Origin of the sequence: Stappia sp. BW2, assembly GCF_008107695.1 — a bacterium.
Taxonomy (GTDB): Bacteria; Pseudomonadota; Alphaproteobacteria; order Rhizobiales; family Stappiaceae; genus Roseibium.
The window spans coordinates 338,034-353,396 of sequence record NZ_VIRG01000060.1 but is presented as its reverse complement, the minus strand read 5'-3'; the positions used below and the strand labels follow the sequence as shown (position 1 = coordinate 353,396).

Here is a 15,363-nt window from a genome sequence, read left to right as displayed (position 1 = left end):
TTCACTTACACGTTCCCCAACATGAAGTTTTATCCGCACCGTCAATCGGCACCCGGAACCCCGGCCAACAAGCTATGCAGCCCTGACGCCTTCGAGGAACTTGTCTACCGAAACTTTCAGGTTCTGAGACTGCCCGGAGAGCTGTTGGCTGGCGGTAACCACGCGTGTGGCCACTGATCCGGTCTCTGCGGCCGCATCGCTGACACCAGCAATGTTCCGGGTGGTCTCCTGAACACCAACGGAGACGTCCTGAATGGATTGGGAGATTTCTCCGGTCGCCGCGCCCTGCTGTTCGACTGCTGAGGAGATCGAAACCGCTATGCTCTCCAGTTCCGTTATGATGGTTGCCACTTCTTCCACGCCCATGACAGCGCCATCGACTTCCGACTGGATCTGGGCGATCTGATTGGAAATCTCTTCTGCAGCTTTTGCCGACTGACCGGCCAGTTGCTTTACCTCCGACGCCACGACCGCAAAGCCCTTGCCAGCCTCTCCGGCACGCGCAGCTTCAATCGTGGCATTAAGTGCGAGCAGATTGGTCTGTTCGGCAACAGCTTGAATGAGCGAGGTGACTTCGCTGATCCGCGAAGCAGCCGTTTTCAAGCCAAGCACCTGTTCATTGACCCTGGTTGCTCTTTCACGCCCGCTGCTCGTCTGTTTGGACGACTTGGTGGCTTGCCCGCCAATTTCGGTTATGGATGCGGACACTTCTTCAATGGCAGACGCAATGGTCTGAACACTGGCTGCCGATTGTTCCGAGGCCGCCGATACGGCTGACGACTGATTGGTATTCTCTTCGGCGATCGCACTCATGGATTGGGCGGTTTCGTTCAGTTCTCCGCAGGCATCGTCGACGGAATGAAGAAGCTCGGCCACATCCGCATCGAATTCGGATGTCAAACGGGCAATGGTCTCTGCGCGCCGCAGTTGCGCGGCTTGAGCTTCCTTTTCGCGTTCAGCTGCCGCTTTGGCTTCGACGGTTCGCTCGCGAAAGATTTCATAGGCCTGGGTGAGCTGGGCTGTTTCGTCTCGTCCCGTGGCTTTCAATTCAACAGTTGTGTCGCCCTCACCCAACCGAGCGAGCGCCGAAACAACCTGTTTGATCGGCTTGGAAATAGCCTGCGTCAAAACAAAGGCCGCGCCAGCCGCCAGAACGGTAGAAATAACTCCCAGGATCGATATCAACCACGTCGCTTGCCGCTCGTGGTGTTCGGCATTCGTCGCTGCCTTGAGCGTGAACTCCATCAGTTGGTTTGCCAAGCTCTCAAGACTGTGGTTCAGCGCGTCTTCTTCGCTCGCAACCTTTTGAATCAATATCTGTTCTTCACTGATCAGGTCGCTGGCATTCACCTGAGCGGCTTTCGCCCGGACCGAGATCTTCTCTATTGCAGCCTGCACATCGGTCTTGAAGACCTGATTTGCCTTCTCAACGTTTTCCAATCCCTCGAGAACGTGCCCCCATTCCGCGAGTTCCTCCTCGTTCCGGGTTACGGACTTGATGTTTTGAACTTTTTCCTGCGCGAGACCTAACTTCTCGCTCGCGGCAGCGGCAAGTTGCGAAAACTCGGAGCTTGTGCTGGAGAAGTCTTCGAAAGCCTGTCGACTGCCATTGGCCGCTTCTTCACCCAGTCTTATAGCTCGCTCGAAAAGAATTGCCTGTTCCAGCTGCATCTCGGTCAGCTGGGAAACGGTATCGGAGATTGCCAGGTCGTGTTCGGCAACCGACCTCAATTCCCCGCCAATCGTAGACATGGACCGCAGACCGACAGTGGCCGTCGCCACGAGAAACAAGATCATCAGGCAGCCGAAAGCGCCCAGTTTCGCAGCCAGAGAAAATCGAGACAATGCTTGGATCAGCATGTGTTGGATCCTTCGAAAACACTTCTTCAGCCCACCCCTCGCTGAAGAAAAAAGAAATATTCCAAATACAATAAGTACGCCTAGTAAAATTTACGTAAATGTTTGCTCTAATCTGCGTCAGTTCATACGTATAATTGCGTAATTCCAGTAGAGGAAGGCAAAATAACAGCGCGCAAAACACCTATTGGTTGCATATGATTTTATATGCAATTTATATCTCTTGCCCCCCGCATAGAGCTGACTTCGCCCTTATTCCGATTTCGGCATAACGCATATTTTGTTGTAAGTCAGACGATGTCGCACTCACCGCGGAAGATCGTGACGTCGTTCAAAGACGACTAAATTCAGTGACGGCGCACTCGGTTCCCTCTCCGAACGCAATCGCTCAGGCGGAAAAGGGGGAATCAACCCCTCACAGACGCTGAAGCGGCGTCTTGCCAGTCAGTGTACCGCCCTGGACCGAACAGGCGGCTCAATCTGGTGAGCCAAGAGCGATGCCTTGTTTGAAAACGCTTGCCAGATGCGCAATGCGGGGTTGTGAGGCTCGCTCCCGCTCGACCGCAAGCGAGATTGCGGTGGCAGTAAACACCAGATGCGGACGAGGCAACCGGTATGTTTGGCAGCTGACGTGCAAGCTTTGCAGCTCAGATCCGGACGGCGCGCACGCTTGCATGCCCGCGCCGATCGGGATCGATGACGAGTTGGTAGGCGTCCGGCAAACGCAGGCAGGGCACTGAGAGGCAGATCTCGCATGGTCACGAATATAGACCAATACGCTCTATCTTGAGAACATCAACGAATTCGATCACCAGCTAATGTCGTCCCGAATAGGAGAAGGGAACGCACGATGGGAATGCTGGTCGAGGGCATCTGGACCGCCAAACAGATTGTCTGGATTTACCCGGTTTTAAGGGCCAGCACCTGCTTATGAAAGGGGGAGGTGTTCCATGGGACAGGGAAACAGATCGACGCTGGTGCGCCTGCTCGACTGCATGATGGCGCTGGTGCCGACTGGCTTTTGGAACCGGAGGAAATCGATGTGTGAATTGTTTGCAATGAGTGCCGCGGTCCCGCACAGGGTTCGCTACGAGCTCGATCTGTTCGCTGCGGAGGGGGGCGAGCGGCATCGCAATCGCGACGGCTGGGGTATCCTGTTCGCGCAGGACCGCGATGCCTACCTGTTCCGGGAACCCGATCCGGCTGCCACCAGCGAATTGACCCAGATGGTGGTTCGCAATGAGCGCCCCTGCAAAAATTTGATGGCACATGTTCGCAGGGCGTCGCGGGGGAATCCTGCACTGGCGAACACCCACCCTTTCGACCGCGTGGTGCACGGCAAGCGAAATGCATTTGCGCATAATGGCGATTTGCCCGGCATCGAGGAGCATAAGGACGCGCATAAATGGCTCCCGCACCGGATAGGAGACACAGACTCGGAACTGGCTTTCCTGATGCTGCTCGACCGGCTGGGCACGACAGACACCGCCGATGTCGCAGCGCGGTTCGATGTGTTTGCACGTTTTGCTTCTGAAATGCGCGAGCTGGGCAGCTCCAACTTCCTGTTCTTCGACGGTGAGCACCTCTTCGTCCACGCTGACCGGCGGCGCTTCGAAACCGAAGACGGGGTGACCGAACCGCGTGAACCGGGGTTGAATATCCGCCATTTCGACGAACAGGATCACGGGGGTCCGTGGAATGCGCGCGGCGCCAGTATCAATAAAATCTCCGGCTCGTTGTATCTTTTTGCGTCGGTGCCGCTGGATCCGGAAGGCTGGGAGCCGCTGCCACGCGGCACAACGCTCGTCTTGAAAGACGGAGAGATCGTGTCTCAGTGCAAGAGCTGACACCTCAAGCTTAGTGCAATTGCGCCTTGCCGATTTCCCGTTGAAAGGAAGAGCCTTTCGAGACCTGTGGCAAAAATCATTGTCCATGCCCTGCAGAAGAAGGCGGGAACGAAACGCGTTTACGGACTTCCCGGCGACACCATCAACCCTCTCAAGGCTACCAGAGCCACGAGCAACCTTCGCGGGGTCGACGTCCGCCACGCCGAGAATGGTTCCGGCTTGTGCGCCTCCCGTCCGTTCGGGATGTTACAGCGTACTCCAGATTCCGCTGTGCACCCGCTGTCTTGTCAGATCGTGACAACCCGCGTTGCGATGCGCTCAAGCAGAGCCTGGTCGTGGCTGATGGCCAGAATACCCAGGCCCAGCCGAGCCCGTTTAAGCAGGACCTGCCAGATTTCCACCTGAGCGACCGGATCAAGCATTGAGGTGATTTCGTCGGCGATCAGGTAGCGCAAGCCAGGTGCCAGGGCACGAAGAAGGGCGACCCGTTGCAACTCTCCGCCGGAAATCTCGTGCGGATAGCGATCATACCAGCTTTCCTTGACACCGAGTTCGTTCCGCGTGACATCGTCCGGTGTCCATCCCTCCGCAACGATCCGGGATATCCGCCACCGTGGATCCGTAGCAAAAATCGGTGATTGATGCAGATACTGGACCGGGTTGAAGCGATACTGGTTTGCGCGCTCATCGACCGTGACGCTGCCGCTTGTCGGCCCAAGGTGCCCGGCAAGCAGTCTGCCCAGGGTCGATTTGCCTCGCCCGGACGGGCCGGACAATCCCACGATCTCGCCAGGACGAATGGAGAGGTCAACCTCGCGCAGAATGTAGGGCGCACGTGGCCCGTGGCGGAAGCTCACGCGGTGTGCGGTCAGCAAATTGCACCTCCGGCGCTGAATGCGTTCTGGGGCAGTGCCGTCCACAGGGCACGCGCAAACGGTGATCGCAGGGCCTCGCCACCGCCAGCAAAGTCCGAAGCCGCCTCAATGGACTCGAGGCGTCCCCCTTTCATCACGGCAACACGGTCAGCGAACGCAAGCGCTTCTGAAAGGCTGTGCGTGATCAACAGGACGGCCTTGCCGCAATCCGCCTGTTCGCGCAGATGCGCCAGCACATTTGCGCTGTTCTCGCCATCCAGCCCGCTCGTCGGCTCGTCGGCGACGATCAGATCGGGGTCGCCCACCGCCGCGATGGCCATCATCATGCGCCGTGCCATACCTCCGGACAGTTGATGCGGAAACGCATTTGCCGCCTGATCGTCAAGGCCGTATCGGGCAAGCAGACTTTCGATGCTCACGGCGTTGAGTCGATGGCCGGCGCGCTGGCCTGCCCAGGCAATCTGCTTGCGGCAACGGGTCATCGGGTCGAGGTGGCTGAGAGACTGTGGCACCAGGGCCATCCGCCTGCCGCAGTACCTCTGCCTGAGCGGAGCATCCAGTGTGGTACCATCGACGTGGATACGCCCACCCACAACAGCATTCGACGGCAGTATGCCGAAGATTGCGTGCGCAAGGAGGCTCTTGCCGCCACCGGATGCACCGATCAGTGCAACAAGTTCACCCCGGTCAACCCCAAAGCTCAGGCCTTCGAGAATGCGAAATTCCCGCTGACGTATGAGGCCATCATAGCGAGTGAAGCCGACAGACACCTGATCGAGACGAAGAAAGCTCATAGCTGCGCCTGCCTTGGATCCAGCAACAGGCGCAACCCATTGCCGATTGCATCGAAACAGAGCACGAGCAGCAACAGGCTGACGCCCGGATAGAGACCGAGCCACCACTTGCCCGCCGTCAGGTAGCGCATTGAGTCTGCCAGCAAGACGCCGATAGCCGGCTTGGTCGGCTCAAGGCCGAAGCCGATGAACGTCAGGCCTGCCTCATGCAGGATTGCGTGGGGAAACAGAAGCACCAGTCCGACAAGCATCTGAGGCATCAGGTGGGGCAGAAAATGATGACGCCCGACATACCACCACGATTTGCCGAGTTGCCGTGAGACGATGATGAAATCGGCGTTTCGAAGCTGAAGGATCTCGGCCCGCAGCACGCGCGTCAGCCTTGGCCAGTGCGTTACGGCCACGGCGACGATCACGGCATGGGTGCCCCCGCCCAGGGCAAAGGAAATCAGGATCAGCAACACCAGGTGGGGCAGGCCCATGGTCGCATCCACAAGGAAGGATACGAGCCTGTCAGCCCACTGGCCGCAGGTCGTTGCAAAGATGGAAAGCCCGAGCGCGATGAAGGCCGACAGCGTTGCCGCGATCAGGCCGACCCACAAGCTCACATTCAGACCGTGAACAGTCCGGGCGAACATGTCGTGACCGAATTGATCCGTACCGAACCAATGCGCCCAGGACGGTGGTGCAAGTCTCGCCGAAAAGTCGGTGGCGATACCGAAGTCACCGAAGACGATTGCCCCGGCAACGACACAGGCAATGCCAGCAGCACCTATCCCCGTGGCGGCAAGTGTCAGCATCCGCTTGTTGATGCGCAGGCGCGATGAGGCGCGGGAGGTCGTCTCGACGGCTTCGGTCATGGCCTGATCTCCATGTCGTGTGTCGCTCCGATACGGGGATCAACGACATGATAGAGAATGTCGGCAATCGTGTTGCCGACGGAGACGAACACCGTCAGGCAAAGGGCAACCGCCAAAAGCAGGGGGACGTCGCCCGAGACGCCCGCCTGTACGGCAGCACGCCCGAGCCCGGGATAGGCAAAAACCTGCTCGGCCAGCACCGATCCGCCAAACAATTCGCCAAGCGAGGCAAATAGAACTGTTATTGCAGGCAATGCAGTATTGCGCGCGCCGTGCCTGATGGCGACGTCCGCAAGAGAAGCCCCCTGTGCTCTGGCATAGAGTGCGAAATCGGACTGCATGATCTCGATCATTTTTGCACGGGTGTGAAGCGTAATCTGGGCCACGCCCAGCACCGTCAGCGCGATCAACGGAAGAATGAGATGATGCAGTCTTTCCAGGACCGTCACGTCTTCCGGAAGAACCCCGATAGGCGCGGCGCAACACACAGGCGTCCACGCGAGGCCGACCGAAAACACCACCAGCAACACAATTGCCAGCCAGAATGTGGGGGTCGACGCGAGAACGTAGGCATAGGTGCGGATGATGCGGTCAACCCACGTGTCTGCCATTGCACCTGCGGTAACTCCGAGTGCGAAGCCGAGAAGGCCGGACAGCAACCAGGCCATCGCCATAAGCGGCAGGGAGGCCCGCACGCGTTTTGCAAGCACATCCACAACGGGTTCATTGTAGGTCATCGACATGCCCAGATCACCCTGGGCGACATTTCCAAGCCATTTGCCGAACTGGGTGAGCGGCGGCTGGTCCAGCCCCCATTTCTGCGCGATGAGATCCTGTTGCTCCGGCCCGACCTTGGCAATCGCCGGGCCCAGATAGGCCTGGACGGGGTCGACAGGCGACATTTTCGCCAGCATGAACGCAACAACGGCAACGGCGGCCAGCAGGAACGCCAACCGCACGATCCGGAGTGTCACAAAGAGGGGCCAGTTGCTCGTCATGCAGCTAGTCGCAGGTCCAGGTCCAGTTCTGGATCAAGGACGTGATGGGCCAGCCATGACCATGAGGTTCGATCTGGGTTGGACCGAGGTCCATGCACTCGTTGACGTAATAGATGTGGTCGAGATTGACGAGCCAGGCCCAGCCCGCCAGGCCCTTGCCTGAATAGCCCGTTTCCCCATCCCATTCGGCGGCCTGCCAGTGCGGATAGGAGGCTTCCAGACTTTCGGCTGCCTGTGCCGAAGCGAAATGCGCATCGACCTTCGGGTCGGAGAAGAAACCGGGATTGAAATATCCCTGACCACCCAAGGAGCTTTGATAGAGACTATATGCTTCCTGGGGCGTGTGGCTGCCCCACCCGAAGAGAACCGGATTGGCATGCATGAGCCGCTCGATGTCATCCCAGCTCTTGCCCTGTGGCACCACTTCGATGCCGATGTCTTTCAACTGTTCGGCGGCCGTAATGACGATGGCCTGGCGTGTGCTGTCGGAAGCTGGATAGATGAGTGGGAAACTGGCGCGTATGCCGTCCTTGCTGCGGATGCCATCGGAGCCGACTGTCCAGCCGGCGTCTTCAAGCAGTGCCCGGGCAGCTTCGGGGTCATGATCCACCGCCGCTTCCGGGTTCGACCATGGCAGCCCATCGGCTGGACCAAAGGCGGGGGTTCCGTGGCCAAAAAGAGCGACTTCAACAATCTGCTCCCGGTCGACCCCGAGATTGATCGCCTGCCTGACAGCCGGATCGGAGGTCACGTTGTTGCCGACTGGATAACCGTCCGGCGAGGTCTTGCTGTCGTCAGGAGACATTGGGAGGCTGATGCCGCGATTGTCGACAGTGTCAACGACGACTTGCTTGAACCCGGTAGGCGGCGCATCGGCAGAGCTTGCCGGAACCGATACGACGTCGACATGCCCGGCGTAAGCGGCCGCAAGACTGGTGTCTTCTCCCGTAAACAGGAACGTGATCCGCTCGAAGGGCGACTGCTTGCCGTAATAGTATGGGTTCTTCTTGACGATGAGCTGCTCACCTTCAGTCCAGGAGACCATCTCGTAAGGGCCCGAGCCGACGGGATTGCGAGCGTATTCCGGTCCGTAGCTGTGCGCTGGCACGATGCCGAGATTGAACAGGAAGTCGGAGAAGGTGATCCAGGGCCGGGACAGCTTGATCTGGACGGTCGTGTCGTCAATTGCCTTTGCCCGCTCCAGGACACCCAAATCAAGCTCGCCACCCGCGGTTTTGGCATGGTTGAAGGTGAAGGCGACATCTCTTGCGGTCAACGAGGTGCCATCGGAGAATTTCGCGTCCGGGCGAAGCTCGATGGTCCAGGTCAATCGGTCCTCGGACAAATACCAGCTCTTCGCCAGTTCCGGCTGCGTGCCCATGTGCGCGTCACGTGTAAGCAAGGTCGACTGGAAAAGGGGATGGCCGTAACGCCCCCAACCGAGAAGAGGATCATAGCCTCCGTCCGGCTCACCGCCGATGGCAAGTACGAGATCGGTTTTCGGTGCAGCCAGGGCAGTTGTGGAAACCCCGAGCAAAAGGGAGACCGCAATAAGGCTCAAGGTGCCGGAAATTGGCATTGTCATGAAATCGTTCCTAATATCCTGCTGGACGAGTCAGCCTGACCGTGGCCATCGCCGCGTTCGGGAGACACTAGGAGCCAAATTGTATGATGTCTAGGTCAAAACATCATACTCATTCGGGATATGGCAATGCAACGCGTAACGATCACTCTGGACGATGATCTGATGGATGAGTTGGACAAACTGATCGAGGAGCGAGGATATCAGAACCGATCCGAAGCAATCCGCGATCTGACACGGGCAGGGCTCGGCCAGGCCCAACGCACGGCTCAAACCCGCCAGCCCTGCTTTGGCGTGCTCAGCTATGTCTACGACCACGCATCACGGGACCTTGCGCGTCGGCTGACCAGCACGTTTCACCATCATCACGACCTGACGGTCGCCAGCATGCATGTGCACCTTGATGAGGACAATTGCCTGGAAATCGGGATCCTCAAGGGGCCAACCTCCGAAGTGCAGCATTTCGCCGAGCATGTCATCGCCGAACGATCGGTACGCCACGGCGCGCTCCAGATCGTGCCCCAGATCGAGAAAACCGCCACAGAAGACAAACCGGACTGAAGGTCGAGGCCGTCACCTCCGACTGATTTTTCCGCTCACTGCGCCCCGGTCAATCGCCTGGCCGTGGTCGCGATACTGTGGGGTTTATCGCAGGTTTTCGGCAGCCTGCGCCACGGCTTGAAATTGAAGAGCCAGAACAAGCCGCTGAAAACTGGGCGCACCGAATGTCGGACATGCACAGTCCACCTACCGGGGTTGAGACAGCAGGTGTCTCTCGACATTTGTCTCATGCGTCTCCGGTCACGGATTTCGCATGGCAATGAGACTGCTCCTCACACCTGCCCCTTCCCAGTCAGACGACAGAAACTGTATTTGGCACCAAATAGAAATATACCAATTTCTTAATCTAACCCCTGAAATTTTAGCAATCACTTTAAATAACTACTTACCTAGTCAAAATTGTTTCAAATTTTATTCGTTTTCCGCCGCGTTTAATTTCACCAAGTACAATTTTATTTACTTTTTCGACTTCATTTAAGTTTCAACAAGAACATATTGTTGGAGACGTTCGAATGGGTATTTTTGCAGGAAACTCCTGGAAGTCTGTTGTCCAGGCGATCAGCACCTCTCATGCAATGATCGAATTTACGCCGGATGGCATGGTCCTTACGGCAAATCAGAACTTCCTTGACGCCATGGGCTACTCGCTCGAGGAAATTTCAGGCCACCATCACAGGATGTTCGTGGATCCCGCCTACGGCGAGAGCCAGGAATATCAGGCCTTCTGGCAGGAACTTGCACGCGGCGAGTTCAAGTCTCAGGAGTTTCAGCGTTTCGGCAAGAACGGGAAAGAAATCTGGATTCAAGCTTCCTACAACCCGATCCTGAGCGCTTCGGGAAAGGTCACGAAAGTCGTCAAGATCGCGTCGGATATCACCGCGCGCAAGATGGAAAACGCTGACCTGCAGGGTCAGGTAAACGCCATCAATCGTGCGCAGGCTGTCATTCACTTCGACCTGGATGGTACGATCCTCGACGCAAACGAGAATTTCCTGTCCGCAATGGGCTACAGCCTTGAGGAAATCATCGGACGACACCATCGCATGTTTGTTGAAAGCGAATACGTCGCCAGCCCGGACTATGCCCAATTCTGGAGGGATCTGGCCGCAGGAAACTTCAAGTCCGCCGAGTTCAAGCGTCTCGCGAAAGGGGGTCGGGAGATCTGGATCCAGGCAACCTACAATCCGATCTTCGATGCAGCCGGTCGCCCTTTCAAGGTTGTCAAATTCGCTATCGACGTCACGGACCGCGTTATGGAGCGCTTCCGCAAGGCCGAAGCACAGGAGAAGATCGACAAGGACCTCTCCGAGATCGTGAGCGCCATCACATTGGCGACCGAGCAGGCCAGCGGAACGGCCTCAGCGTCGGAGCAGACCTCCTCCAGCGTCCAGACCGTGGCCGCCGCCTCGGAAGAACTGGCTGCCTCCATTCAGGAAATCAGCAGGCAGGTGCAGACGGCCATGGAAGTATCCCAAAGAGCCATCGAGGAAGCCGAACAGTCCAGCCAGATCATGTTCGGCCTGTCTGAGGATGCCAAGACCATCGGCTCCGTGCTCGAACTGATCGACGGCATCGCCGCACAGACCAATCTGCTTGCTCTGAACGCAACCATCGAAGCCGCACGCGCCGGCGAAGCCGGCAAGGGATTTGCGGTGGTCGCCTCCGAGGTAAAAAGCCTGGCATCGCAGACAAGCAAAGCCACGGAAGAAATCTCGGCCCAGATCAACTCGGTGCAGACCACGACGGAGAGCGCGGTTCAGGCGATCCAGTCAATCATGAAGGTCATCAGCGAAGTCGGTGATATTGCCACAAGCATTTCCTCGGCCGTGGAGGAGCAAACAGCCGTGACCCACGAAATCTCCTCGAACATGCAGTTCGCGGCCCAGGGCGTGGAACAGATTACCGCCAACATGCAGTCGGTCTCCGCGGCGACGGCCCAGATCAGCACGGCGACCCAAAGCGTCAAGGAAGTCTCCCGGTCAATCGCCGCGTAGGGCGTTTGAATGCGATCCCATAAAAAAGCGCCGAAGAGCCAGTGCTCTCACGGCGCAGCCTCTCCAACCAACTTGATGCCCGACAATCGCGCCGGGCATTCCTTTTTTTGTGATGAGAAGCGTTTCCCTGCACGGGATTTCGGCAGAAATCAGGAAACAGCCATTCGCGAGCCAAACTTGCGACAATGCCCTGTCGCTTGGTCAAACAATCACATCACCCCCTGGTTCAGGCACCTAATCTCCACTCTTGCACCGCCTGCACTGGCCCCTTGCGACAACTCGGAAGAACCGAAGTCGCGGGTCAATGTGTTGGGGTTGCCTCCCAAGTCGATGCGCACTCCGTCGGGGCCAAGCTCAGGCAGGTACCAGCCACCGGTGGGCAGGACCACATGGCCGGGCATCACGCGCGCGTCTGCCTTGAGCGCTACCTTGACGATGCCCCGGCTGTTACAGAGGCAGGCCAGCGCGTCATCTTCAAGACCCGCGGCGGCAATATCAGCGGGGTTCAAGCGGGCCACCTCACACCCTTCGACCCTTGCATCGGTCGCGGCGCGCGCCCCGTCAAGCTGACTGTGCAGCCGGACTTCCGGTTGCGGCGACAGAAGGCGGAGGGGCAGGGCGGTGTCCTCTTCCTGATCGCCGGGGCGAGGGGTGCTCAGAGCTGCTCCAAGACGCAGATCATTGCAGCGCATCAGGTCGGGTATCAGCTCTATCAGGCCCGTTGGGGTCGCCAGGGGATGCTCTTCCGGTGCGTCGACAAAGGCTTCAAGCGGTTGGGTGACCTCTTCGGGCGCAGGGTCGGCCAGACGGGCGTACCCTTTGCGTTGGAAGTCCTCCCAGGAGGGGAGTTCCGGGAAGGCCTCGCGGTAACCTTGGTAGAGCGTTTCGATCCATTCATCGATACTTCGACCACCCCGGAAACTGTCACCCAGACCAAGACGATCGGAGATGCAGCCCAGTACCTCGTGATCGGTCTCCACACCCTCGGGCGGATCCATCACACGCGACGAGCGGATGATCCAGTCATCTCGCGAAGCTGCTGCAATGTCGTCCCGTTCGAAAGGCAGAGCCGAGGGAAAAACCAAGTCGGCGTGACGCGCCGTGGCTGTCCAGACACTTTCGTGGACAATCACCGTCTCTGGTCGCTTCCAGGCCCGCGCGAGGCGGTTGAGGTCCTGATGATGATGGAAGGGATTTCCGCCGGCCCACCAGATCAGTCGAATATCCGGCAAGGTCAGCGTGCTGCCGTTATAGCGAATGGTGCCGCCCGGCCGCTCCAGCATCTCGGTTATCCTTGCAACCGGGATGAAGTCGGAGACCGGGTTGTTGCCCTGCTCGAAAGCCGGTCCGCGCAGCCTGCGTAGCGGGTTGCCGACAGAGGAGACGGCGGAAAGGCCGCAAGCCACCCCGCATCCGGGACGCCCGATCTGACCGGACAGAACCGCAAGAACCACCGCGGCCCAATAGGGCTGTTCGCCTGCGACCGCGCGTTGGAGCGACCAGGCCAGATTGATCAGGGCCGGCCCCTCGACAAGCCTGTGTGCCAGACAGACCAGGGTCTGCGCCGGAATGCCGGTCAGACCTTCCGCCCATTCGGGCGTCTTGCGCTGCCCATCCGTTTTTCCGAGCAGCACATCCTGAATATCGTCATAGCCGTTGGCGATGCGCCGAACGGCAGGTTCATCAACCAGCTTCTCGGTGACGAGAATGTAGGCCATTGCCAACATGGCGCAGGCATCCGTTCCGGCATTGATGGCCAGATGTTCGCCGACCGGGGCGTCGCGCCCATCCGGAGACAGCGTCAGCATCTCGCCGCCGGCCCGCTCAAAGGCCTCGATCCATCCACGGGTCCGGTGTGCACCGGTCCCTCCCGCCTCAACCTGCGCATTGGCAAGGCGCATGCCGCCAAAAGACAGGATGAACGGCCGAATGGTGACGATGCGGTCCCAGCTCGGGCTAAGGGCGCCGGGGTCGGAATATTCACGCCCCACCAGATGCGGGATCAGGACTTTCGCCGTGCCGTAACTGTATGTGTTGACGGTGGAGACGAAACCACCTGCAAGATTGAGGAAGCGCTTCAACTGGCTTTGCGGATGATGGAAACGACCGGCCGATCCCCAGCCGTAGGAACCTCCGAAAATCGACCGGTTGCCGAAACTCTCGCGGATACGCACCACTTCATCGGCCGCCAGGTCGCAAGCCGTCTCGATATCGAGGGGAACAAACGTGTCGTCCCCTCGAGCCTTGCCCTTGTCCCCCTCCAGCCATCCCCGTCGCGCCATGGGCTGACGGATACGGGTGGGGTGGTCGGCAAGATCGAGGAAGCCTGCGCCCACAGGGGAGGGCGCCGGATCATGTCGGAAGGCCTGAAGGGATGGCCCGTCGGAGCCCTGCTCGATCTCGTAAGTGCCGAAGTGACTGGCAAAGAGGTTCATGGCGAGCTCCGCAGATGAGAATGAAAGCGGGCGGTCTTCGCCGTCCGCCTTCTTTTGACAGACCCTAGATTACTGGGCTGGCGTCATGTCGTACGCACGCATCCAGTCATCGCCACGCGCTTTGTAGGACACGTTCTTGGAGACCCCATAAGTGGCCGGCTGGGCATAGAGGAAGACGACTGGTGCTTCGTCGCACATGATCTCGGTGGCCTTTTTGTAGGCAGCCTTGCGCGCAGCTTCGTCCGTAGTCGAACCACCGGCCACGAGCTGTTCATCGAACGCCGCGTCATTCCAGTAGGAATACTGGTTGCCCGGCTTGAACAATGTCAACAGACCGTCAGCGTCGATGGTTGCCCAGGCCTGCCCAAGGAGAGACATCCGGCCGAGGTCATGCGCCTTGCGGTATTTGTCGAGATATGCCCCGAATTCCATGGTCTGGATCTCGGTCTTCACGCCAACATCGCCGAACATCTGGGCCACGGCCTGCGTAACTTCTTCTCCCTGCAGATAGGTGGAAGCGGGCAGCTCGAATTCGAAGGTCTGGCTCAGGTCGACACCGGATTCTTCCAGAAGCTTCTTGGCCATTTCCGGATCATACGGATAGGGCTTCAGATCCGGGTTGTAGCCGAAATAGTCGGGCGTCATGACCTGACACTTCGAAACCGTTGCCAGCCCGTCAAACAGCGCCTCTGCAATCAGGGTCTTGTCGACGGCATAGTTCAGGGCCTGGCGGAATTTCTTGTTGTCGAGCGGAGCCTTTTCCGTGTTGAGCTTGATGAACACGGAGCGGGTACTGTCCACAGCACCGGCATCGGCTTTCGGGCTTTCCTTGATGCGTCCGATCTCGGAAGCAGGCACCTTGTTGATCAGATCGACTTCCCCCGCCATGAGGGCCGCGATGCGGCTTGCCGTTTCGGGAATGACGCGGAAGGTCACATGATCGAACTGCGCCGGCGTGCCCCAGAAGTCCGGATTCGGCTCAAGGGTGATGTGATCGCCGGGAACATTCTCGACCATCTTGTACTTGAAGCCGGACATGGTCTCGGTGACGGGATCATGCTCGGAGGCCCACTTCGGCGGGAGCAGCATGAACATCGAAAGCTGCGCCGGCAGGGCCGGATAGGGTGAGGAAGTCTTGATCTCGAATTCGGTCGGAGAAATCACGTTTACGGACTCGATCTGGCGGAACCAGGAAGAGATCCTCATCGGCTTGTCGGGGTTGGTCACCCGCTCGATGTTCCAGGCCACGGTTTCTGAATCGAGTGGCTCGCCATTTGCGAACTTGGCGCCGGGAACGAGCGTAAACTTCCAGGTCAGATCGTCGACCGCTTCCCAGGACTCTGCAAGCGAGGGAACGAGCTTATAGTCCGGCTGACGCAGGATCAGGGTTGGGTAAACATGGCTGAGGACCGACAGGTCAAGACCGACAGAGGCCGAACCATGTGGGTCGAGCGTGTTCACGGCGGAGGTCTGCGCAATGGTGACATCCATCGCGAAGGCGGGGAGCGTGAGCATGGACGCAATCGCCGAGCCGGCGAGAAGTTTGGTAAGTCTGGTCAT

The 15,363-nt window shown here is 58.6% G+C and carries 11 protein-coding genes; 3 read left to right on the top strand and 8 right to left on the bottom strand.

Annotated elements, in window-relative coordinates:
* Positions 1-72 precede the first annotated feature (72 nt).
* Positions 73-1,860, bottom strand: coding sequence for a methyl-accepting chemotaxis protein (locus FMN63_RS11180; protein ID WP_148584047.1), 1,788 nt, complete (start codon positions 1,858-1,860; stop codon positions 73-75).
* A gap of 947 nt (positions 1,861-2,807) precedes the next feature.
* Between FMN63_RS11180 and FMN63_RS11175 the strand changes: the two genes are divergently transcribed.
* Positions 2,808-3,704 carry a class II glutamine amidotransferase gene (locus tag FMN63_RS11175; RefSeq protein ID WP_209001068.1) on the top strand — a complete coding sequence of 299 codons (897 nt, stop codon included), beginning with the start codon at positions 2,808-2,810 and terminating at the stop codon, positions 3,702-3,704.
* A 287-nt stretch (positions 3,705-3,991) separates the two neighbouring features.
* On the opposite strand, the gene FMN63_RS11170 is transcribed toward FMN63_RS11175, so the two are convergent.
* Genes FMN63_RS11170 through FMN63_RS11150 form a run of 5 tightly spaced genes read right to left on the bottom strand, consistent with a single transcriptional unit; the run spans position 3,992 to position 8,816 of the window.
* On the bottom strand, positions 3,992-4,579 hold the full coding sequence (locus FMN63_RS11170) for an ABC transporter ATP-binding protein (RefSeq protein ID WP_148584046.1): 588 nt from the start codon (positions 4,577-4,579) through the stop codon (positions 3,992-3,994).
* Complete coding sequence (locus tag FMN63_RS11165) at positions 4,573-5,373, bottom strand: ATP-binding cassette domain-containing protein (protein ID WP_148584045.1); 801 nt, start codon at positions 5,371-5,373, stop codon at positions 4,573-4,575. Before FMN63_RS11165 ends, FMN63_RS11170 begins: the two co-directional genes overlap by 7 nt.
* Positions 5,370-6,233, bottom strand: coding sequence for an ABC transporter permease (locus FMN63_RS11160; protein WP_148584044.1), 864 nt, complete (start codon positions 6,231-6,233; stop codon positions 5,370-5,372). Before FMN63_RS11160 ends, FMN63_RS11165 begins: the two co-directional genes overlap by 4 nt.
* Complete coding sequence (locus FMN63_RS11155) at positions 6,230-7,231, bottom strand: ABC transporter permease (protein ID WP_148584043.1); 1,002 nt, start codon at positions 7,229-7,231, stop codon at positions 6,230-6,232. The genes FMN63_RS11160 and FMN63_RS11155 overlap by 4 nt, the downstream gene beginning before the upstream one ends.
* A 4-nt stretch (positions 7,232-7,235) precedes the next feature.
* A complete protein-coding gene (locus tag FMN63_RS11150; protein WP_286192599.1) occupies positions 7,236-8,816 on the bottom strand; it encodes an ABC transporter substrate-binding protein in 1,581 nt (526 codons plus the stop codon).
* Between the two features lie 126 nt (positions 8,817-8,942).
* Between FMN63_RS11150 and nikR the strand changes: the two genes are divergently transcribed.
* Entirely contained in the window at positions 8,943-9,374 is a 432-nt protein-coding gene (gene nikR, locus FMN63_RS11145) for a nickel-responsive transcriptional regulator NikR (protein ID WP_148584042.1), read from the top strand.
* Between the two features lie 512 nt (positions 9,375-9,886).
* Positions 9,887-11,368, top strand: a complete 1,482-nt coding sequence (locus FMN63_RS11140) for a methyl-accepting chemotaxis protein (protein ID WP_148584041.1) — start codon at positions 9,887-9,889, stop codon at positions 11,366-11,368.
* A gap of 209 nt (positions 11,369-11,577) precedes the next feature.
* On the opposite strand, the gene FMN63_RS11135 is transcribed toward FMN63_RS11140, so the two are convergent.
* Both FMN63_RS11135 and FMN63_RS11130 read right to left on the bottom strand, forming a co-directional pair.
* Positions 11,578-13,803, bottom strand: coding sequence for a molybdopterin-dependent oxidoreductase (locus FMN63_RS11135; protein ID WP_148584040.1), 2,226 nt, complete (start codon positions 13,801-13,803; stop codon positions 11,578-11,580).
* 69 nt (positions 13,804-13,872) lie between these two features.
* A complete protein-coding gene (locus FMN63_RS11130) occupies positions 13,873-15,363 on the bottom strand; it encodes an ABC transporter substrate-binding protein (protein ID WP_148584039.1) in 1,491 nt (496 codons plus the stop codon).